This window comes from Streptomyces sp. NBC_01304 (genome assembly GCF_035975855.1).
In the GTDB taxonomy this organism is placed as follows: Bacteria; Actinomycetota; Actinomycetes; order Streptomycetales; family Streptomycetaceae; genus Streptomyces.
In genome coordinates, this window is the sequence record NZ_CP109055.1 from 1,330,621 (window position 1) to 1,349,884 (window position 19,264).

Annotated in this window: 16 protein-coding genes; 9 read left to right on the forward strand and 7 right to left on the reverse strand. The window is 70.1% G+C overall.

From position 1 onward, the window contains the following. Positions 1-20 precede the first annotated feature (20 nt). A complete protein-coding gene (locus OG430_RS05800) occupies positions 21-1,184 on the forward strand; it encodes an aldose epimerase family protein (RefSeq protein WP_327351330.1) in 1,164 nt (387 codons plus the stop codon). 55 nt (positions 1,185-1,239) lie between these two features. Here the strand turns inward: OG430_RS05800 and OG430_RS05805 are convergent, their stop codons facing one another. From OG430_RS05805 to OG430_RS05815, 3 genes are all read right to left on the reverse strand, one after another. Then, on the reverse strand, positions 1,240-2,466 hold the full coding sequence (locus OG430_RS05805) for an LmeA family phospholipid-binding protein (RefSeq protein WP_327351331.1): 1,227 nt from the start codon (positions 2,464-2,466) through the stop codon (positions 1,240-1,242). Between the two features lie 142 nt (positions 2,467-2,608). Next, positions 2,609-3,430: a siderophore-interacting protein gene (locus OG430_RS05810; RefSeq protein WP_327351332.1), complete on the reverse strand. Its 822-nt coding sequence runs from the start codon at positions 3,428-3,430 to the stop codon at positions 2,609-2,611. A gap of 88 nt (positions 3,431-3,518) precedes the next feature. After that, positions 3,519-4,226, reverse strand: a complete 708-nt coding sequence (locus OG430_RS05815) for a DUF2470 domain-containing protein (RefSeq protein WP_327351333.1) — start codon at positions 4,224-4,226, stop codon at positions 3,519-3,521. 243 nt (positions 4,227-4,469) lie between these two features. Between OG430_RS05815 and OG430_RS05820 the strand changes: the two genes are divergently transcribed. After that, positions 4,470-5,066: a hypothetical protein gene (locus OG430_RS05820; RefSeq protein WP_327351334.1), complete on the forward strand. Its 597-nt coding sequence runs from the start codon at positions 4,470-4,472 to the stop codon at positions 5,064-5,066. 7 nt (positions 5,067-5,073) lie between these two features. Here the strand turns inward: OG430_RS05820 and OG430_RS05825 are convergent, their stop codons facing one another. Further along, complete coding sequence (locus OG430_RS05825; protein WP_327351335.1) at positions 5,074-6,024, reverse strand: helix-turn-helix domain-containing protein; 951 nt, start codon at positions 6,022-6,024, stop codon at positions 5,074-5,076. A gap of 91 nt (positions 6,025-6,115) precedes the next feature. On the opposite strand from OG430_RS05825, the gene OG430_RS05830 reads away from it, so the two are divergent. Both OG430_RS05830 and OG430_RS05835 read left to right on the forward strand, forming a co-directional pair. Then, the gene (locus OG430_RS05830) at positions 6,116-10,285 is read left to right on the forward strand and encodes a S8 family serine peptidase (protein WP_327351336.1); all 4,170 of its coding nucleotides are present in this window, start codon (positions 6,116-6,118) and stop codon (positions 10,283-10,285) included. A gap of 142 nt (positions 10,286-10,427) precedes the next feature. After that, positions 10,428-11,696 (forward strand): D-arabinono-1,4-lactone oxidase, encoded by a 1,269-nt coding sequence (locus tag OG430_RS05835; protein ID WP_442816692.1) that lies wholly within the window; start codon positions 10,428-10,430, stop codon positions 11,694-11,696. Here the strand turns inward: OG430_RS05835 and OG430_RS05840 are convergent. Continuing rightward, on the reverse strand, positions 11,684-12,121 hold the full coding sequence (locus OG430_RS05840; protein WP_327358966.1) for an ATP-binding protein: 438 nt from the start codon (positions 12,119-12,121) through the stop codon (positions 11,684-11,686). The two genes, OG430_RS05835 and OG430_RS05840, sit on opposite strands and share 13 nt — an antisense overlap. 85 nt (positions 12,122-12,206) lie before the next feature. Between OG430_RS05840 and OG430_RS05845 the strand changes: the two genes are divergently transcribed. Both OG430_RS05845 and OG430_RS05850 read left to right on the forward strand, forming a co-directional pair. Continuing rightward, complete coding sequence (locus OG430_RS05845; protein WP_327351338.1) at positions 12,207-13,034, forward strand: helix-turn-helix domain-containing protein; 828 nt, start codon at positions 12,207-12,209, stop codon at positions 13,032-13,034. Then, entirely contained in the window at positions 13,031-13,282 is a 252-nt protein-coding gene (locus tag OG430_RS05850) for a DUF397 domain-containing protein (RefSeq protein WP_327351339.1), read from the forward strand. Before OG430_RS05845 ends, OG430_RS05850 begins: the two co-directional genes overlap by 4 nt. Here OG430_RS05850 and OG430_RS05855 read toward each other — a convergent pair. Further along, complete coding sequence (locus OG430_RS05855; RefSeq protein WP_327351340.1) at positions 13,276-14,256, reverse strand: arabinan endo-1,5-alpha-L-arabinosidase; 981 nt, start codon at positions 14,254-14,256, stop codon at positions 13,276-13,278. The genes OG430_RS05850 and OG430_RS05855 overlap by 7 nt on opposite strands. A gap of 71 nt (positions 14,257-14,327) precedes the next feature. Then, entirely contained in the window at positions 14,328-15,836 is a 1,509-nt protein-coding gene (gene arfA, locus OG430_RS05860) for an arabinosylfuranosidase ArfA (protein WP_327351341.1), read from the reverse strand. A 246-nt stretch (positions 15,837-16,082) separates the two neighbouring features. On the opposite strand from arfA, the gene OG430_RS05865 reads away from it, so the two are divergent. The 3 genes from OG430_RS05865 to OG430_RS05875 are packed head-to-tail and all read left to right on the forward strand — an operon-like array spanning position 16,083 to position 19,230. Continuing rightward, complete coding sequence (locus OG430_RS05865; RefSeq protein WP_327351342.1) at positions 16,083-17,432, forward strand: extracellular solute-binding protein; 1,350 nt, start codon at positions 16,083-16,085, stop codon at positions 17,430-17,432. Beyond that, on the forward strand, positions 17,429-18,370 hold the full coding sequence (locus tag OG430_RS05870; protein ID WP_327351343.1) for a carbohydrate ABC transporter permease: 942 nt from the start codon (positions 17,429-17,431) through the stop codon (positions 18,368-18,370). Before OG430_RS05865 ends, OG430_RS05870 begins: the two co-directional genes overlap by 4 nt. Further along, positions 18,367-19,230 carry a carbohydrate ABC transporter permease gene (locus OG430_RS05875; protein ID WP_327351344.1) on the forward strand — a complete coding sequence of 288 codons (864 nt, stop codon included), beginning with the start codon at positions 18,367-18,369 and terminating at the stop codon, positions 19,228-19,230. Before OG430_RS05870 ends, OG430_RS05875 begins: the two co-directional genes overlap by 4 nt. Positions 19,231-19,264: the final 34 nt, after the last annotated feature.

Genomic DNA, 19,264 nt, shown 5'->3' on the forward strand with positions numbered 1-19,264 from the left:
TTCCGTCATAGGAGCCGCACATGGAAACGAGCAGACGCACGGTCATCGCCGCCGCGGCGGCCGCGGGCATCACCGCCGCCACGGCCGGCACGTCGCACGCGACCTCCCCCGGAGGCAAGCCTGGAGGCAAGCCGGTGAAGGAACTCTTCGGCAAGCTCGCCGACGGCACGAAGGTCCACCGCTGGTCGCTGGCCAACGGCGGTACGCGGCTGAAGGTGCTCTCGTACGGCGGCATCGTCCAGTCCCTGGAGCTCCCCGACAGCCGCGGCCGGTACCGGAACGTCTCCCTGGGCTTCGACAACCTCGACGACTACGTGGCCTCCAGCCCGTACTTCGGGGCGCTCATCGGACGCTTCGGAAACCGGATGGCCCAGGGCCGCTTCGACCTCGACGGCAAGACGTACCAACTCTCCGTCAACGACGGCGAGAACAGCCTGCACGGCGGTGCGAAGGGATTCGACAAGCGGGTCTGGGACGTGGAGGGCTTCACGTCGGGCTCCGATGTGGGCCTGGTGCTGCACTACACCAGCGGCGACGGCGAGATGGGCTACCCCGGCACGCTCAAGACGAAGGTGACGTACACGCTGACCCGGGACGGCGACTGGCGCATCGACTACGCGGCCACCACCGACAAGGCCACGGTCGTGAACCTCACCAACCACGTCTACTGGAACCTGGCCGGCGAGGGCAGCGGCTCCGTCTACGACCACGAGCTCCAGATCGGCGCCTCCCGCTACACCCCCGTCGACAAGGGCCTGATCCCCACCGGTGAGCTGGCGAAGGTCTCGGGCACGCCCTTCGACTTCCGGCGGCCGAAGACGCCCGGCGAGGACATCCGGGAGGCGCACCAGCAGCTCCTCCACGGACAGGGCTTCGACCACAACTGGGTGCTGGACAAGGGCGCCACGGCCCGCCCCGAGCACGTCGCGACCCTGCGGGATCCGGCGTCCGGCCGCGCCCTGAAGGTGGCGACGACCGAGCCGGGCCTGCAGTTCTACTCGGGCAACTTCCTGGACGGCACGCTGGTCGGGACCGGCGGGCACATCTACCGCCAGGGCGACGCCATGTGCCTGGAGACCCAGCACTTCCCGGACTCCCCGAACCAGCCGTCCTTCCCGTCGACGGTGCTGCGGCCCGGACAGACGTACCGCTCCACGACGGTGCACAGCTTCTCGGCTCGCTGAGGCAGGGGGCGCGGCCCGGGTTCCCCGCGAGGGGTGCCCGGGCCACCGCCACGCCCTACTTCCCGAAGGAGATTCCGTAGCCCTCCAGCCGCACCCGGATTCCCTCCTTCTCCACCTTCACGTCCTTCAGGCTCACCACCCCGTCACCCGGCAGCTTCGGCAGCTGGAAGCCGAGGGAGAGGCGGTCGGCCAGTTCCGGCTTGGTGAGCTTGGCGAGGCCGTCGAGAAGGGCGGGGTCCAGGCCCAGCTTCTTCAGCAGGGCGGGATGACCGGTGGCCGCGTCGATCAGGTTGATCTTCATCAGGTCGCGGACGAAGCGCGCGGATCCGGTGAGTTCATGGAGCTTCTGCTCGCTGTGCATGGCCTGCCGGACGGCGGAGGCGGGCACGCCGAGGCGGTCCACGATCGCCGGAACCGCGAACAGGGCCTTGACCTTGTCGGTCTCCTTGCGCAGGTCGGAGGCGGAGGACCGGGTCAGGTGCAGGCCCTGGGACTCCTTCGTTCCCGGGCGGTACGTCGCCAAGTCGCCGATGCCCAGGCGCATTCCGCCGATCTCGGTGGAGATGCCGTGCTGGCCGGACCGCTTGATGCGGGCCTCGGCGGCCAGTTTCAGGTCGTGGCCCGCGACCGGCAGCGTGCCCCGGGCCAGCACCTGGTCGCGGCCGTGGCCGGTGAACGTGACCTGGGAGGCACCCAGTTCACGGTTCAGGTCCTCGAAGGAGAGCAGCACCTCACCCTTCGTGTCCTCGACGTGCGCCCCCTTGAAGTCCAGCAGACCGCCCTTGATGCGTACGTCTTCGGCGGTCGCGGAGACCTTGGCGAGCGAGACCCGGTCGGCGGCCACGTCGGGCACGGTGAGGTGCACCTTGTCCAGGCGGTCGTCCATCGCCTGGGTGAGGAAGGGGAAGCCGTCGATCTCCACCTCGGGCGCGGTACTCAGATGCATCGAATCCTTGAGCTTCTCCGCTGCCTCGTGCTCGGTGTAGAGCAGGGCCCAGCGGTCGCCCGCGTACAGGAAGGCGAGCACGGCACCGAGGCCGATGAATCCCTTGGCCACCCGCGGCAGTCCGGCGAAGCGGTTGCGCCGGCGGCCGCGCCGACGGTGGTTGGGCGGCTCCCAGGGCTCGTCGTCGAAGGCCTCGTCGTCGAGCACGTAGTCGACCGGCGGCCGGCCGGCGAGGATGCCGAGTTCGTCGTACGGGTTCCCCTGCGCGGGGGTGTCGTGCAGCGGGTCTCGATGATCGAAGTTCGGTTCTCGGTGATCGAAGTTACGGTCTGCCATGCGGTGGGGGGAGGTACGCATCGCCTCATCTGATCATGAGGGGCGCCCCTCACCGCAAGCCCCTTACTCCCGGTAAGGTCGGAAATGCATGGGTTCCGGATCGTTATCTTGTTGTTCACCTCACGCCATCTCGCTGTCCGTCTCACGCCCGCCAGTACCCGCAGAACATGATGCGGTCCTTCGGCAGGCCCTGCCCCACCCAGTGCCTGCGCAGCCCGGTGGCGAGTCCGGACTCGCCGACCACCCAGCCGTAGCAAGGCCCCTCCGGGACCGGCAACCCGCGTGCCGCGGCCAGCGCCGCTTCCCCCGGGACAGCCGACGCATCGGTGCGGTCGGCCCAGACGACGTCGATCCCGGCCGGCCCTTCCAGCTCCTGCCGGTCCGCGGCCGACGGAACCTCCACCACGGCCCAGCCGGTGACGTCCGCGGGGAGCGAGGCGAGCACGCCGGCCAGCGCGGGAAGCCCCGACTCGTCCGCCGCCAGCAGGACTTGGCGCACACCCTCGGGCGGGTTGAAGGCGACGCCCTCGTCGACGAGCACGACGGCGTCCCCCTCCGCGCAGCTCCGGGCCCAGGCCGCCGCGGGGCCGGCGTGGGCGTCGGGCTCGGAGCCGTGGAGCACGAAGTCGATGTCCAGCTCCGGGCCTTCGGGACCGTCGGGACGGTGCGCCCGGACCGTGTAGTTGCGCAGGACGGGACGGGCGTCCTTCGAGGCCGCCAGGAGCTTGAAGTAGGACAGGGTCGTGAGGCGCTCCGGGATCCGGTCGAGCGAGCCCTCGCCCGTCGGCAGGAAGAGGCGGAACCACTGGTCGTACCCCATCGGCCGGAAGCGCTCGATGTCACCTCTGCCCAGGGTGACGCGCATGAAGTGCGGCGAGAGGCGCTTGCTCCGCAGGACGTGCAGTCGGACGGGTGCGGACGACTCGGGCTTCACCCGGTTCGCGGCGATGTTTCCGCGCTGCATGGGGCTCCCTGGCAGGTGGGCGTGGCGGCGGACTTGGCGGCGGGACACGGCGGCGGGACACGGCGGCGAGGCTCGGCGGAGGGGCTGATCAGCGTCGCGTGCGCCGGGCGCGAGGGCGTGGTGCGCAGGTGTGGCCGAGGAGTTCGTGGATCCGGTGGCCCACGTCCCGGGGGCCGGTCGCCTCCGACGCGAAGGGCAGGCGTACGTCGTCGTGCGTGTCCAGCCCTTCCAGGCGCAGGACGAGTCCCTTGCGGTCGAGGCGAATCGGCCTGATGTGCAGGACACCGGCGAGGAGGTGCTCCGGCACCAGGCGGGCGAGCGCGGTCAGGGTCTCGGCGTGCCCGGCTTCCAGGTGGGAGAGGAGCTCCGCCTCCTGAGCGGCCAACGGGTCGGGGGCGGCCGCCGCCACCTCCGCCGCGTCGACGGCCCGTACGTCGTCACCGTCGGCGAGGGCCACCCGCGCGGGCCGGAAGATCAGGGTGTCCGGCCCGGCGAGGGTGAGCCGGCCGCTCAGTGCCAGGCGGGCCCTGACCCGGTCCCGTACGGCGACCGGCGCCACGTCCGTCAACTCGACATAGGCGGCAAGGCCCGAGCGCGGGGCGACGGCGAGTTCCGCGGTGAGGCTTCCGTCCTCAGGGTTGAGGAGCAGCAGGCGGGAGGCGGCGTCGACGCTGTGCAGCGAGACGAATTCGACGCGGTGGCCGGTCGTGGTCAGGGCCACGGATCCGGCCGCGGCGAGGATCGTCCGCGCCCGCTCGGCAGGGGTGGGCTCGGTGGACGGATCGGTGCTGGGCATCTCCACTCCAAAATTAGGTAAGGCTTACCTTACTCATCTCTGCTCTGCGGTGAACAGAGGGGTGGCTACTTGGGGTAGAGGCGTACTGGGGGACTCTCCCTGCCCTCGTCCTCCGGTCGCACCCCCCGTCGGCCGCACGGCGGAGCGGGTCCGGCCCGCAGGCCGATCCCCGGCAACCCCCCTCGCTGCGATCTTCGTTGACGAACGGGCCGGGCACCGGCCCACCGGAGCCGAGGACCGGACATGCAGCCTCTCCCGCACGTCGAAGAATCCCCCGCCGCCCGCACCGGACGGATCCGCGCCGCATGGCGGGCGGCCCACGAGCCAGTGGACGGAGTGTCCCGCCGGATCCAACTCGCCGCCTACGCCGTGCCGTTCGCCGTTCTGCCGTCGAGCATCTGGCGGCTCCCGGCCGCGTTCGACGGCGGGATCACGCCCGGCGAGCGCGCGTACGTGGTCGTCCTGTCGGTGGTGTCCGAGCTCATCGCGTTCACCGCGATCGGTCTGATCGCCCGCTGGGGCGAGGTGGTGCCGCGCTGGATCCCGTTCCTGGGCGGCCGCCGGATCCCGGCGAAGGCGGTGCTCGTCCCGGCCGCGCTCGGGGCGACGCTCCTCACCCTCCTGTGGACCGTGCTCACGACCGTCACCGAGCTCATGGGCACCACGATCCGGGGCGACGACCTGCCGGCCGACTTCCCGAGCCAGGCCGGTGGCCTGGAGGCCGCCTGGTACCACGTCTGCTACACGCCGCTGATCCTGTGGGGTCCGCTCCTGGCCGTGCTCACCGTCGCGTACGCGAAGCGCCGGCGCGGCGCGGGGAGCACCCCCGCGGCGGAGTGAGCGAGCGCTAGATCCACCCCCGTCGCACCGCGATCACCCCCGCCTGGAACCGGTTCGCCGCCCCCAGCTCCTCGTGCAGCCGGCTCATCCGGCGCCGCATCGTGCGCACCGACCAGCCCAACTGGCGTGCTATCGCCTCGTCCTTGAGGCCGCCGACAAGGAGGGTGAGGAGCTGACGGTCTTCCTCAGCGAGGCCGTCGCCCGCGGGCGCGTCCAGTGGGGTCGCCTGGCGCCAGCACATCTCCCAGTAGTCGACGAGACCGTCCAGGAGCGCCGAGGGGCGGATCACCGCGGCCCGCACCTCCGAGGTGAAGTCGAGGGAGAGCGGCATCAGGGCGAGCCGGCGGTCGGCCATCGCCAGCTTGATGCGCAACCCGGGCAGGACGCGGGCCTGTTCGCCGTGCGCGACGAGTTCGCGGATGTCGCCGAGCACGCCCGGCCACTCCAGGGCCTCGGGTGCGTACACGGCCCGGTAGCGGACCCCTCGGGTGAGGGCCGTCGCCTCGACCGGGTTGGAGGTGGTGAGGGCGTACGGCGGGCGGTCCAGGGTCATCACATCCTCCCGCGCCTCCTGTTGCAGCCGCACGAACCAGCGTCCCAACGCCTCGCTCCCGGTGAGGATTTCGACCTCTTCGGAGCCCCCTTGGCGGGCCGCCGCGAACAGCCGTGACAGCTCCCCCGCCGCTGCTCGTACGCTGTCGAGTTCTGCGGTACGCGACCGTACGAGGGCCTCGACGGCGGCACCCGGCTCGATCGCCGCGTACCGCCTGCGCCCGCCCGCGAGGCGCCCCACCAGGCCGTGCTCCCGCAGCCGGTCGAGGGCCCGGGCGGCGCGCTCGGTGGAGCAGTCGAGGTCGGCGGCGAGCTCGGCGGGGGCCGCGGTGTGGCGGACGAGGATCGCGCGGTAGGCCCGTTCGTCGAAGGGGTCGATACCGGCCGCGGTGAGTTCCTGGGGCATGGGCGGATCTTGGCCCGTGTGTGCCAGTGGCAGCAATGGGCCAGCCCAAATCGTTGTCTGGACCACTGCATTCCGAATAGGACATCTGTTCATGACCCCTCGAAGAACGCTGACGGCCGGGCTCACCGCGGCCGTGCTCGGCGGACTGCTCACGACGGCACCCCCGTCCGCGACGGCCGCATCCCGACCCGACCCCGACCGGCGTGTGATCGTCACGCTGGACGGCGGGGCCGCCGCGACCGGCAAGGGCCGGCTTCAGGCCTCCGACGCCCCGGACGTCCGCGCGGACCGCAAGGCGCTGGCCGGACGGCAGGAGACCTTCCTCGACCGCGCCGAGGAAGCCGGGCTGCACACCGGCAAGCCGCGCAAGCTGAACCTGCTGCTCAACGCGGTCGCGGTGACCGTGAAGGCCTCCGAGATCGCCGAGCTGAAGCAGTTGCCCGGCGTGGCATCCGTCCAGGAAGACACCAAGGTCCGGATGCTCACCGACGACAGCGTGCCGCTGATCGGCGCCCCTGACGTCTGGAAGCGCAAGGACCCGGCGGGCAACGGCGCGGACGGCAAGGGCGTCACCGTCGCCGTCCTCGACAGCGGCGTCGACTACAGCCACCCGGACCTGGGCGGCGGTTTCGGTGAGGGACACAAGGTCGTCGCGGGCTACGACTTCGTCAACGGCGACGGCGACCCGATGGACGACCACGGCCACGGCACGCACGTCGCCGGCATCATCGCGGGCAAGGCGGCGGCCAAGGGCGGCGTCACCGGTGTCGCGCCGGGCGCCACGCTCACCGCGTACAAGGTCATGGGCGCGGACGGCGGCGGCAACACCTCGGACATCGTCGCGGGCATCGAAGCGGCCATCGACCCGGCGAACCCGCATCGCGCCGACGTCATCAACATGAGCATCGGCGGCCCCGGCGACGGCACCGATCCGCTCGGCCTCGCGGCAACCGCCGCCACCCGGGCCGGTGTCGTGGTGGTCGCCTCGGCCGGGAACGAGGGCCCGGACCGCGGCACGGTGGGCTCCCCCGCCGCCGCCGAAGGTGTGATCGCGGTCGGCGCCTCGGTCTCCGGCATCCGCGTACCCACGGCCACGTACAAGGACGGCGAGAAGATCCAGGTCGTCCGCGGCCAGCTGTCCGCGAGCCCGCCGGCCGATCCGGTAACGACCGAGCTCGTCGACGTCGGCTACGGCGCCCCCGAGGACTGGGACCGCGCGGGAGACGTCAAGGGCAAGGTCGTCCGGATCGCGAGGGAGGTCTCGACGGGGACGCCGACCCTCGAGGAGATCGAGGTGGCCCGCGAGGCCGAGAAGCGCGGTGCGCTCGCCCTCATCGGCGGCGGGGGCGGTGGACCGGTGTTCGCCGCGCAGGGCCCGAGCGAGGTGCCCGGGTCCGCCGACAGTGCGATCGGCGTCAAGGACTCCGGCGACTCGCTGCGGATGGACTCGCTGGTCATGATGGGGGTCGACGCCACCCAGTACGACGAGCTCGGCCGTCGGCTCGCGGCCGGGAAGGTCGAAGTCACCCTCGGGGGCACGGACGCCACGGACCAGATCGCGAACTTCTCCTCGCGCGGCCCCGACGCGTCCTTCGACCTCAAGCCGGACCTGGTCGCACCGGGCTACGACATCCGCTCCACCGTCCCGAAGGCGCTCTACGCGCCGGGCGTCTACCGCATGTCCGGTACGTCGATGGCCTCGCCGCACGTCGCGGGTGCGGCGGCGCTGATCCGCCAGCTGCATCCGGAGCAGCAGCCGGACGCCGTACGTTCCGAACTGGTCGGCAGCGCCAAGGAGTTGGACGACTTCGGTCCGACCACCGTCGGCTCCGGCCGCCTGGACGTCCCGGCCGCCGCCGATGCCGCGGACGGCGGGATCACCACCTCGCCCAGCACGCTCTCCTACGGTCTGGCCGATCTGTCCCGGCGCACCATCGGGGGCAGCAGGCAGCTGACCGTCCGCAACTCGGGCAAGAAGGCTCGTACGGTACGTCTCCGAGTGAGCGGAGAGGCCACCGTCACGCCGTCCCGGATCACCGTCCCGGCGGGCGGCAGCGCCAAGGCGACCGTCACCGTCCGGGCCGACCGGCCCAAGGCGGAGACCGAGATCAGCGGCCAGGTCACCCTGACCCCGACCGGCGGCAAGAAGCTGCGCGTCCCCTACCTCCTCGTCGTGCGCAAGCTGTTCGTGCAGGCGGGCCCCGACCCGAGCGACGGCAGGTCCGGCGTGGTGGTGTTCAGTCCGGTGCCGCTCGCCAAGGCCCCCGTCATCACGGTCACTTCGCCGAAGGGCCGGACCAGGACGGTCCCGGCCACCAAGCTGTCGGACACCGTCTACAAGGCCGCGGTCACCACCAAGGAGACCGGCGCCCATCTGGTGTCGGCGACCGCCGAGACCACCGACGGCAAGAGCCTCAACGGCAACCCCGACGGCTTCGAGGTCACCCCCGAGGACAGCCGTAAGAGCCGCTGGGAGCCCATCGGCCCCAACAGCGAGTCCGGCGCCGTCTCCGTCGCGCCGAGCCGCGGCGACCAGGCCGTGCTGACGCAGGGCGACAAGGTCGGCCCCTGGCTCACCGGCGACAACGGCAAGACCTGGGAGCAGTTGGACCGACTGCCCGTCACCGACCAGAAGGGCGAGGGCGACCTCGTCATCGACGCCCACCACCCCGACCGCTGGTGGTACACGGTCAACAGCGAGAGCGGCTTCCCGCGAACCGGCTCGATCCTGCGCACCGAGGACCGCGGCCGCACCTGGGAGACGCTCGACACCCCGAATGTGCCCATCGACCAGCTCCTGGCCGACGAGGACACCAAGGTGCTCATCGCCGTCACCTGGACCGGCCTGCTGGTCAGCACGGACGGCGGCGACCACTGGACGGAGCAGCCCACCGGCATCGCGGACGAGGTGTACGACGCCGAACTCGCCGGCGGGCAACTGTACTTCGCGTCGGGCAAGAAGCTGTGGGCGCGGTCCGTAGCGGCCGACGGCACGCTGGGCGAGGCCCGCACGATCTACGAGACCCAGGGCAGCCGCACCATCGTGACGATCGCCGCGGACTCCGAGGTCATCGCGGGATATGAGATCTCCAAGGGCGTCGTCGGCTCGCACGACGGCGGCAAGACCTGGAGCACGCTCCTCGCCAAGGGCTACGGCGGCAGCGGCCTCACCGCGGTGGGGGGCGACCTCTACCTCGGCTCGCGCGACGGTGTCCACGTGGGCCGCAACCACGGCCGTGACTGGTCCGTCCTGCCCGGGATCAACTCCTCTTCCGTACAGATGGACTTCGACCGCTGGGGCGACGGGGGCCTGTCCGTCTCCACGAGCTCGGCCGGCCTCTACAAGGGCACGTCCGAGGGCAAGGACTACCGGCGCATCGGCGTCCAGGGCGGCACCGTCAACGACCTCGCGGTCAGCGGCGACGCCCTGATCGCGGCGGGCCCGATCGGCACCCACCGCGCCGCGATGCCGGTGGCCGGCCCCGACTGGGGTGACACCGGCGGCGAGGGCACCATCGGCAACACGGTCAGCAAGCTCGCCGTGTCGGCGAAGGACCCGAAGGTCGTCTGGCGGACGCAGAACACCGCGTTCGGCGGCATCCTCGTCCAGCGCAGTGGCGACGGCGGCAAGACCTGGGAGGAGAAGGGCGCAACCGACGGCGAGGTCACTTCGCTCGCCGTGCACCCGGCCGATCCCGATCGGGTCTACGTCGGCTACGGCAACAACCGGAGCCAGGGCCTGTTCAGCACCACGGACGGCGGCGCCACCTGGAAGAACCTGCGCCACGAGACGTACTTCAACGCCGTCTCCGGCGACCCGAAGGACCCGAAGAAGCTACTGCTCGGCGGTCCTGAGGGTCTGTTCCGCTCCACCGACGGCGGCGCCGACGTCACCAAGGTCGCCGACGGTCGCGTCGACACCATCGAGCGCGACGGATCGCGGCTGCTCCTCGGCGGCGACTCGATCCGCGTCTCCACGGACGGCGGCGCCACCTTCCGCACGGCTGACACCGGCAAGCTGCCGGTCCGGGTCAGCGACCTGTTGCGGGTCGACGGCGCGCTCTACGCGGCGTCGACGAGCGTGTGGGAGACGGCCCTGCCGCGCGGCGGACGGGGCGTCCTTCGCTCCACCGACAACGGCCGGACCTGGCACAACATCTCCACCGGCCTGCAGAACCTGGACGCCACCAAGCTGGCCACGGACGGCAGTTCGCTGTACGTGGGCACGGTGAACGGGGGTGTGCACCGGCTGAAGCTCTGACTCCCGTACGCCGGTGAGCAGGTTCGCCGCGCGGGGCCGTGCCACGGCCCCGCGCGGCGCGCGTGTGTTCGGTATCTCGAATGAAGTCTGTGATGTCGAACTCTGGATCGCCGGACGGGAATTGTGGCAGGGTCGACAGGTGATCGCCGACAGCACGCACGGACCGATACGCCCGGCCCCGACGAACTGGGCAGGGAACATCACCTTCTCGACGGCACGGACCCACCGGCCCGGCTCACTGGACGAGTTGCAGGAGTTGGTCGCGGGCAGCCGCCAGGTGCGGGTGCTCGGCAGCGGGCACTCGTTCAACGCGATCGCCGATGTGGACGGCCCGGCCGGCACGCTGCTGTCCGTGGCCGGGCTGCCGCCCTCGGTGGACGTCGACACCACGGCGCGGACGGTGCGCGTCGCCGCCGGGATGCGGTACGCCGAACTGGCCGGGCACGTCCACCGGCACGGCCTGGCCCTGCCGAACATGGCCTCGCTCCCGCACATCTCCGTCGCGGGTTCGGTCGCCACCGGCACACACGGCTCGGGCAACGCCAACCGGTCACTGGCGGATGCGGTGCGCGCGGTGGAGCTGATCACCGCCGATGGTTCCGCACGCACGCTGCACCGCGGCGACGAGGGGTTCGACGGGGCCGTGGTCGCCCTCGGTGCCCTCGGGGTGGTCACCGCGCTCACGCTGGACCTGGAACCCGCCTTCGAGATCAGCCAGCACGTCCTCACCGAACTGCCCCTGGCGGGCCTGGACTTCGAGGCGGTCACCTCGGCGGCGTACAGCGTGAGCCTCTTCACCGACTGGCGCGGCCCGCGCTTCACGCAGGTGTGGCTCAAGCGGCGCTGCGACGGTCCGCCCCTCGACTTCCCGTGGGCCGCTCCGGCCACCTCCCCCCTGCATCCGGTGCCGGGGATGCCCGCGGCCAACTGCACCCAACAGCTCGGCGTCCCGGGGCCCTGGCACGAGCGACTGCCGCATTTCCGGGCCGAGTTCACGCCCAGCAGCGGCGCGGAGCTGCAGTCCGAGTACCTGCTTCCCCGGGCCGACGCCCTCGCCGCGTTGCACGCGCTCGACGCCGTTCGGGCGGAGCTCGCTCCGGTCCTGCAGATCTGCGAGGTACGTACGGTCGCCGCCGACACCCAGTGGCTCAGCCCCGCCCACGGACGCGACACGGTCGCCGTCCACTTCACCTGGGTGCCGGACACCGCGGCCGTGCTGCCCGTCGTCGCGCTCGTCGAGGAGCGGCTCGCGCCGTTCGGTGCGCGGCCGCACTGGGGCAAGGTCTTCGGCGTCGCGCCCCGCGAGCTCCGCGCACGTTATCCGCGCCTCGCCGACTTCGCGGCGCTCACGCGGCGGCTCGATCCGGCCGGTAAGTTCCGCAATGCCTTCGTCGATGCCTACGTAACCTGATCCGCCCACAACGCGAACTCGCACCACACCGTCTTGCCGGGGTGCCGCTCCCCCACTCCCCACTTGTCGGCGAGGGCGGCCACGAGCAGCAGCCCGCGCCCGCCCTCGTCGGCACAGTCCGGGATGTAAGGACAGCCGTCGCCGCTGTCGTGGACCTCGACCCGCACCCCGCCCTCGTACGAGAGCCGCAGCAGGAAGCCCCGGCCCGGCGGGACGCCGTGCACCAGGGCGTTGGTGGCGAGCTCACTGACGCACAGAAGGATGTCGTCCGTACGCCGGCCGTCCACGCGCCAGTCAGTGAGTGCGGCACGAGCGAACTGCCTTGCCGCCGGGATGAACTGGCGCTCACGGCGGTAGAAACGCTCGCGTGGGGACGGGGGTTGATTTTCGCTGTTCACGTGATGAGCGTCACAGAGTGTGCCCATCATGGAGCAGAGCGCCGTCTCGTACAGCTCGTCTGTACTAGCCCGCGCCAGTGAATGTACGGGCCCGGATGGGGAGTTGGACCGTATGAGCGGCAGCGGACGACGGTCACGGAAGAACGCCTCGGCGATGAAGATGGTGGGCTCACTGCTCGCCCTGTTCCGGGAGGCTGCCGGGTATACGCAGAAGTCCCTGGGTGACCAATTCGTGGTCGGCGAGCAGCAGATCTCGTCGATCGAGCAGGGGCGTCGGCCCCTGAAGATGGACCTCGCGATCCAGCTTGATGAATTCCTGCGCACGGGAGGGGCGTTGGCGACTGCGGTCGAGAACATGCCCGAGGTGGATCTCATTCCGCGCTGGGCGGAGGAGTACCTGGATCGTGAGCGGGAGGCAATCGCAGTCTCGTGGTACGAGTGCGTGGTACTGCCGGGCCTGCTGCAGACCGAGGCATACGCGCGGGCGGTTTTCGAGAGCCGCGTCCCCGTCTATGACCGGGATGAGATCGAACAGCTTGTTGCCAAACGCATCGAGCGCCAGGCGATCCTCCAGCGCAAGGTCCCCCCGACCACCAGCTTTGTGTTCTCGGAGGCTGTGCTCAAAGACCAGCTCGGCGGAAGGAAGGTGTACGTAGAGCAGCTGCGCCAGCTGCGGAAGTTCGCCGACCTCCCGGGCCTCGCTCTGCAGATCATGCCTCTCGGGCGCACGACTCACGCAGGGCTGGCCGGCCCGTTCATCTTGCTGGAGACCCCTGAGTACCAGCGGCTCGCCTACGCCGAGACCCCTCGCGGGAGCCAACTGATCGCCGATCCCGTCGAGGTGGCGATCCTCAGTCAGAAGTATGCGATGCTGCGGACACAGGCCCTCAACACCGAGGATTCGAGGGATCTGCTGGACAGTCTGCTAGGAGACCGATGAGCACCGCACTCCACTGGTTCAAGTCGAGCTACAGCAGCGATGAGGGCGGCGCCTGCCTCGAAGTCGCCTACACCTGGCGCAAGTCGAGCTACAGCGGCAGCGAAGGCGGCGCCTGCATCGAGGTAGCCGCCCACCCCACCGCCGTACACATCCGCGACTCCAAGAACCCCGAGGGCCCGCACTTCACCGTGCCCCCGGAGTCCTGGACCGCGTTCCTGACGCTGGCGTCGAGCAAGCAGGGTCAGTAGGCGACAGGCCAACCGCTGCCCCAGTTAAGCAAGTTGATCCCGAGCTTCGGCGTGCCCCCGTCCTGGCCGTCGTAGTAGTGGTAGACGAGCAGGTCCCCGTCGGCGTCCTTCATCACCGACTGGCCGCCGGGCCCGATGTAGCGGCCGTGGCTCTCCTGGACCACGGTGCCGCCGTTGTTCATCATCGCGACGCCGCTCTTGTCGACGTACGGCCCGGTGATGCTCGATGACCGGCCCACCTTGATCTTGTACGTGGAGCTGGTGCCGGCGCAGCAGGTGTCGTACGACGCGAACAGGTAGTAGTAGCCGTTGCGTTTGACGATGTAGGGCGCCTCGACGGCCTTGGTGCCGGTCGGCCGGGAGGCGAGGGAGCGGCGGGTCGTGTCGCCCGCGTGCTGCTTGCCGGTCGACGGGTCGATGCGTATCAGCTTGATGCCGGACCACCAGGAGCCGAAGGACAGCCACCACTTGCCGTCGTCGACGAAGAGGTTCGGGTCGATGGCGTTGTAGTCGCTGGAGGTGGTCGAGGTGTAGACCGCGCCGTAATCGGTCCAGCTGCCCGGCTCGCCCGTGGTGGAGGCCGCGAGTCCGATGGCCGACTTGTTGGAGCCGAAGGACGAGACGGAGTAGTACATCAGGTACTTGCCACCGTGGTACGAGATGTCGGGCGCCCAGACGTCCCCGGTGGAGTGGTAGGTGCTCCACCAGGCGGGGCGCGTGGGGAAGGCCGAACCACTGCGGCCGAAGGCGATCCGGTCGGTGGAGGTGCGCAGTTGGAGGCCGTCGCCGGTCGAGTACAGCAGGTACTTGCCGGACGAGGTGCGGGCCATGGTCGGGTCGTGAACGACGATGTCGCCGGTGACCGCGCCGGGGTTCGGGTAGGCCAGTGCGCTGCTCGGCAGGAGCGCGAGCAGGGCGGCGGCGGGGACGGCGATCAGGGCTCGGCGACGGAAGGGGAGGGAAGTGCGGCTCACTTGGATCTCCTTGCCTGGGGGACGGGGGTGCGCCGGTCGGTCGCCGCCCGCGTCCGGGAGGTTGCCGCGCTTCAGGAGAGCCTGATCACGTTCCAGGACAGCGGCTCGAGCGTGGCGTGCAGCGTGCCGTCCGCCAGGGAGGTGCCGGTCACCTCGTGCGGGGCGACCCGCTCCGGGTCCGCCAGGGTGTTGCGGGCGTCGGGATCGGCGTCGGCCAGCGCACTGTGCTCGACGACCTCCGACAACTCAAGGCCGGGGAGCTCGACTTGGAGCGGCAGGGCGTCCGTCTGGCTGCGGTTGACCGCGAAGACGGTGACGCTCCCGTCGTCGCCGCGTACCGCCGTGGCGTGCAGCAGCGGCACCTCGCCGTACTTCTTCGTCTCGTACGTCGGTGAGTCGACCCGCACCTCCAGGACCTGTCCGCGTCCGTACTTCGAGGCCTGCGCGAAGGGGAAGAACGTGGTCTGCCGCCAGGCCGGGCCGCCGGGCTCGGTGAGGATGGGCGCGATCACGTTGACCAGCTGCGCGAGGCAGGCGACGCTCACCCGGTCGGCGTGCCGGAGCAGGGCGATCATGAGCGAGCCGAAGACCACGGCGTCCGTCACCGTGTAGTTGTCCTCCAGGAGGCGGGGCGCCTCGGGCCAGTCGAGGGCGCTGACCTCGGCCTCCGTACGGGAGAGGTACCAGACGTTCCACTCGTCGAAGGACAGGTTGATCTTCTTCTTCGACTTGAGGCGCGCTCCCACGTGGTCGCAGGTGGCGACGACGTTCTCGATGAAGGACTCCATGTCGACGGCCGAGGCGAGGAACGAGTCGCGGTCGCCGTCGAGTTCCTCGTAGTAGGCGTGCAGCGATATGTGGTCGACGAGGTCGTACGTCTCGGCGAGGACCGTGGCCTCCCACGCGCCGAACGTCTCCATCGACTGGCCCGAGGAGCCGCAGGCGACGAGCTCGACGCCCGGGTCGATCTGGCGCATCGCGCGGGCGGTCTCGGCGGCGAGGCGGCCGTACTCCTCGGCCGTCTTGTGGCCGGTCTGCCAGGGACCGTCCATCTCGTTGCCCAGGCACCACATCCGGATGCCGAAGGGGTCCTTGTCGCCATGGGCGGCGCGCTGGTCGGACAGTGCGGTGCCGGAGGGGTGGTTGGCGTACTCCTGGAGTTCCAGGGCCTCGGCCACTCCCCTGGTGCCGAGATTGACGGCCATCATCGGCTCGGCCTGCGGGCCCACCTTCTTGAGGAAGGCGATGTATTCCGAGAGCCCGAAGCGGTTGGTCTCCGTCGACCGCCAGGCCAGGTCGAGCCGGCGCGGCCGGTCCTCGGCGGGGCCGACGGAGTCCTCCCACTTGTAGCCGGAGACGAAGTTCCCGCCGGGGTAGCGGATGGCGGTGACGCCGAGCTCCCTGACCAGGTCGAGGACGTCGCCGCGCAGCCCGGCCTCGTCCGCCGTGGGATGTCCCGGCTCGTAGATGCCGGTGTAGACGCAGCGGCCCAGGTGCTCCACGAACGAGCCGAAGAGCCTTGGATCGACATCGGCGACGGAGAAGTCCGGGTGCAGGGTGAAGCGGGCGGAACGGGTCATGACTTCCTCAACCTGGTTCGAAATATCGGACGTTGAACGATCATCCGGACAGACCGTAAGGCGCGCCGCACCTCGGGTCAATGGATCCCGCACCAACGCCTGTGAACCCACGGGGAGTTCGTCGAAACCGTTGACGCGCAAGACATTCGACTTTACGGTCCCGTTCGAAGTCACGAGCAGCGTCTGATATTTCGAACACGCTGATGCGGCCAGGTACGGGCCGCCATCTTGAAGAAGAGAGCCTTCATGCCCCCCTCCCTCCCGAGTCGCCGAGGCGTGCTCGGCGGACTCGGAGCGCTCGCCGTCGCGGGCAGCTTCGGTGTGGCCGCCGCCAATCGCAGCGCCTCCGCGCTCGCGTCCGACGCGGACGTACGGGTCCGCTACTGGAACCTCTTCAGTGGCGGTGACGGCGCCAACATGATCGCGATGCTGGACGCCTTCCGCGCGGACCATCCCGGCATCGCGGTCAAGGACTCCACGCTCCAGTGGGGCAACCCCTTCTACACCAAGCTCGCCATGGCGGCCGCGGGCGACCGCGCCCCCGAGCTCGGCGTCATGCACCTGGGCCGCGTGTCGGGCTTCTCGCCGGGCCGGCTCCTCGACCCGTGGGACGAGGCGCTTCTCGCCAAGTACGGCGTGCGCAAAGAGGATTACCGCCCGACGCTGTGGAACCGGGGCGTCGTCGACGGCAAGCTCTACGCCCTGCCGCTCGACATCCACGTACAGCTCTGCTTCTACCGCAAGGACGTACTGAAGAAGGCCGGCCTGCTCGGCGACGACGGCCGGATGATCGAGGCCGCCTCCACCGACGCGTGGTTCGACGTCCTGAAGAAGGCCAAGAAGGTCCAGAAGAAGGGCCTGCAGACCATCGGCCTGTGGACCGACAACCTCAACTTCCAGTGGTGGTTCTTCGTCGCCTTCTACACCCAGCTCGGCGGCGAGTGGTTCGACGACGGCAACACAGGGGTTCTTTTCGACGCCGACAAGGCCACCGAGGTCCTGGAGTTCTTCCGGCAGCACGTCACCGACGGCTACGTCATACCGGGCGCGCCGACCGGCGAGCAGTTCGTCAACGGTGCCCCCTTCACCTGGGAGGGCAACTGGTCGGTGCCCACCTTCGACACCGCCAAGCTCGACTACGGCGCGGCACCGCTGCCGCCCGTCTTCGGCAAGGCGGCCACGCACGCCGAGGCGCACGCGTTCGTCCTGCCGCACCAGGCGCACCGCGGCGGCCCCGCCAACGACGGCGCGCACCAGCTGGCCGCGTACGTCGTCCGGCACGCCCAGCAGTGGGCGGCCGGCGGTCACATCCCCGCGTACACGCCGACGCTCTCCACGGCCGCGTACAAGAAGCTCACTCCGCAGAACGAGTACGCGAGCGCCATGGACCACCAGGCCACCGAGCCCAAGGTGTGGTTCGCCGGCTCCACCGGCGTGCTCGCCCAGGACCTCGGCCCGATGGTCGTCTCCTCGACGATGGGCTCCGCCAGGCCGGCCCAGGTCGCGCAGCGCATGAAGAAGGAGCTCGTCAAGCTCCTCGCCTCGAAGAACCCGATGGACGGCAAGGCCGCCGCGCAAGGGGGTGCGGTCGCATGACGACGACCAGCGCTGAGACCGTCATCGCCCCGGCCCGGTCGAAGACCGTCGCGAGGGTGGCGACCGTACGCCGCAAGCAGGGCTTCCAGCACGGGGGGTGGTTCATCGCCCCGTTCCTGGTGCTCTTCGTGCTGTTCGTCATCTGGCCGCTGTTGCGCGGTGTCTACCTCAGCCTCACGGACGCCAACATCTCCGGCGACGGCGCGAACTTCGTCGGCCTCGACAACTACCGTGAGGCGCTGGGCGATTCGGCGATGTGGGACGCGCTGGGCCACAGCGCGTACTTCACGCTGCTCGTCGTGCCGTGCATCACCGTCCTGGCCTTCCTCCTCGCGATGCTCGCCCACAGCATCGAGCGAGGCAAGTGGCTGTGGCGGCTGTGCTTCTTCGTGCCGTTCCTGCTGCCGTCGACGGTCGCCGCCAACATGTGGCAGTGGCTGTTCACCCAGGGGATCGGCCTGTTCAACGAGACGTTCGGGCTCACCACGCCCTGGCTGACCGACAAGTCGTACGCGATGTTCGCCCTCGTCATCCAGACGCTGTGGTGGACGGTCGGCTTCTCGTTCCTGCTCTACCTCGCCGCGCTCCAGTCCATCCCCGCCCACCTCTACGAGGCCGCCAAGCTGGACGGCGCGAACGCCTGGCACCGGCTGGTCCACATCACGCTGCCGATGCTGCGCCACATCACCGGTCTGGTGGTCGCGCTGCAGATCCTGGCCTCGCTCCAGCTCTTCGACCAGGCCGTGGTGATGATGGACTTCGGGCCGGGACCCGAGCTCAGCACGCGCGCGTTCGTCCAGTACACGCTCGAGCAGGGCTTCACCAGCTACCGCGTGGGCTACGCCTCCGCGATGTCCATCATCTTCTTCGTGATCATCGCGGCCGTCGCCCTCGGACGCATGGTGCTGCTGCGCAACCGTGAGGAGAGCGCCCGATGACCACCGCCACGACGCTCGAAGTGCGCAAGACCCGCAAGCCCTGGACGCCGAGTCAGATCGTCCTCACGCTGCTCGGCGTCGCCGTTTCCGCCGTGTTCGTGGCGCCGATCGCCGCGGCCCTGTTCACCTCGCTCAAGTCCGAGGCGGAGGCGGCCGAGATCCCGCCGCACTGGCTGCCCGAGGACTGGACGGTGCAGGCGTGGCAGGCGCTGTGGGAGACCGGCAACGTCTCCAACTGGTTCGTCAACTCCCTTGTGGTGTCGGTCCTCGTGACGGCCGTCGTGCTGACGGTCTCCGCCCTCGCCGGCTACGGCTTCGCCCGCACCGAATTCCGCGGCAAGAGCATCGTGATGGGCGTCGTGATGGCGGGCCTGATGATCTCCCCGGCCGTGCTCGGCGTTCCCCTGTTCACCACCGTCCAGCAGATGGGGATGGTCGACACGTACTGGGGCATGATCCTGCCCCAGTGCGCGCCGGCCGCCATGGTCTACATCCTCTACAAGTTCTTCCAGGGCATCCCGAAGGAACTGGAGGAGGCCGCGTTCATCGACGGCGCGGGCCGCTGGCGGGTGTTCTTCACCGTCATCCTGCCGCTGTCCCGCCCCTCGCTCGCGGCCGTCGGCATCTTCACCTTCATCAGCTCGTGGAACAACTTCCTGTGGCCGTACATGGTGACCAACAACCCGGACCTGATGACCATGCCGAACGGCATCGCGACCGTCATGAACTCCTACGGCATCCAGTGGGCCCAGCTCATGGCGGGCGGCCTGATGGCGGGCCTGCCCCTGATCGTCGTCTTCGTCTTCTTCCAGCGCCAGATCGTCGCCGGTGTCGCGCACACGGGCCTGGCCGGACAGTAGGGAGCACCCGCACAGGCAGAAGCGCCCCCGCCGG

What these genes read in the sequence shown, in the direction of transcription:
- OG430_RS05800 (WP_327351330.1), top strand. Translation starts at nt 21, where the DNA reads ATGGAAACGAGCAGACGCACGGTCATCGCCGCCGCGGCGGCCGCGGGC.
- OG430_RS05840 (WP_327358966.1), bottom strand. Translation starts at nt 12,121, where the DNA reads ATGGGCACACTCTGTGACGCTCATCACGTGAACAGCGAAAATCAACCC.
- OG430_RS05820 (WP_327351334.1), top strand. Translation starts at nt 4,470, where the DNA reads ATGCAGCCTCTCCCGCACGTCGAAGAATCCCCCGCCGCCCGCACCGGA.
- OG430_RS05875 (WP_327351344.1), top strand. Translation starts at nt 18,367, where the DNA reads ATGACCACCGCCACGACGCTCGAAGTGCGCAAGACCCGCAAGCCCTGG.
- OG430_RS05865 (WP_327351342.1), top strand. Translation starts at nt 16,083, where the DNA reads ATGCCCCCCTCCCTCCCGAGTCGCCGAGGCGTGCTCGGCGGACTCGGA.
- OG430_RS05825 (WP_327351335.1), bottom strand. Translation starts at nt 6,024, where the DNA reads ATGCCCCAGGAACTCACCGCGGCCGGTATCGACCCCTTCGACGAACGG.
- OG430_RS05805 (WP_327351331.1), bottom strand. Translation starts at nt 2,466, where the DNA reads ATGGCAGACCGTAACTTCGATCACCGAGAACCGAACTTCGATCATCGA.
- arfA (WP_327351341.1), bottom strand. Translation starts at nt 15,836, where the DNA reads ATGACCCGTTCCGCCCGCTTCACCCTGCACCCGGACTTCTCCGTCGCC.
- OG430_RS05845 (WP_327351338.1), top strand. Translation starts at nt 12,207, where the DNA reads ATGAGCGGCAGCGGACGACGGTCACGGAAGAACGCCTCGGCGATGAAG.
- OG430_RS05815 (WP_327351333.1), bottom strand. Translation starts at nt 4,226, where the DNA reads ATGCCCAGCACCGATCCGTCCACCGAGCCCACCCCTGCCGAGCGGGCG.
- OG430_RS05830 (WP_327351336.1), top strand. Translation starts at nt 6,116, where the DNA reads ATGACCCCTCGAAGAACGCTGACGGCCGGGCTCACCGCGGCCGTGCTC.
- OG430_RS05850 (WP_327351339.1), top strand. Translation starts at nt 13,031, where the DNA reads ATGAGCACCGCACTCCACTGGTTCAAGTCGAGCTACAGCAGCGATGAG.
- OG430_RS05870 (WP_327351343.1), top strand. Translation starts at nt 17,429, where the DNA reads ATGACGACGACCAGCGCTGAGACCGTCATCGCCCCGGCCCGGTCGAAG.
- OG430_RS05810 (WP_327351332.1), bottom strand. Translation starts at nt 3,430, where the DNA reads ATGCAGCGCGGAAACATCGCCGCGAACCGGGTGAAGCCCGAGTCGTCC.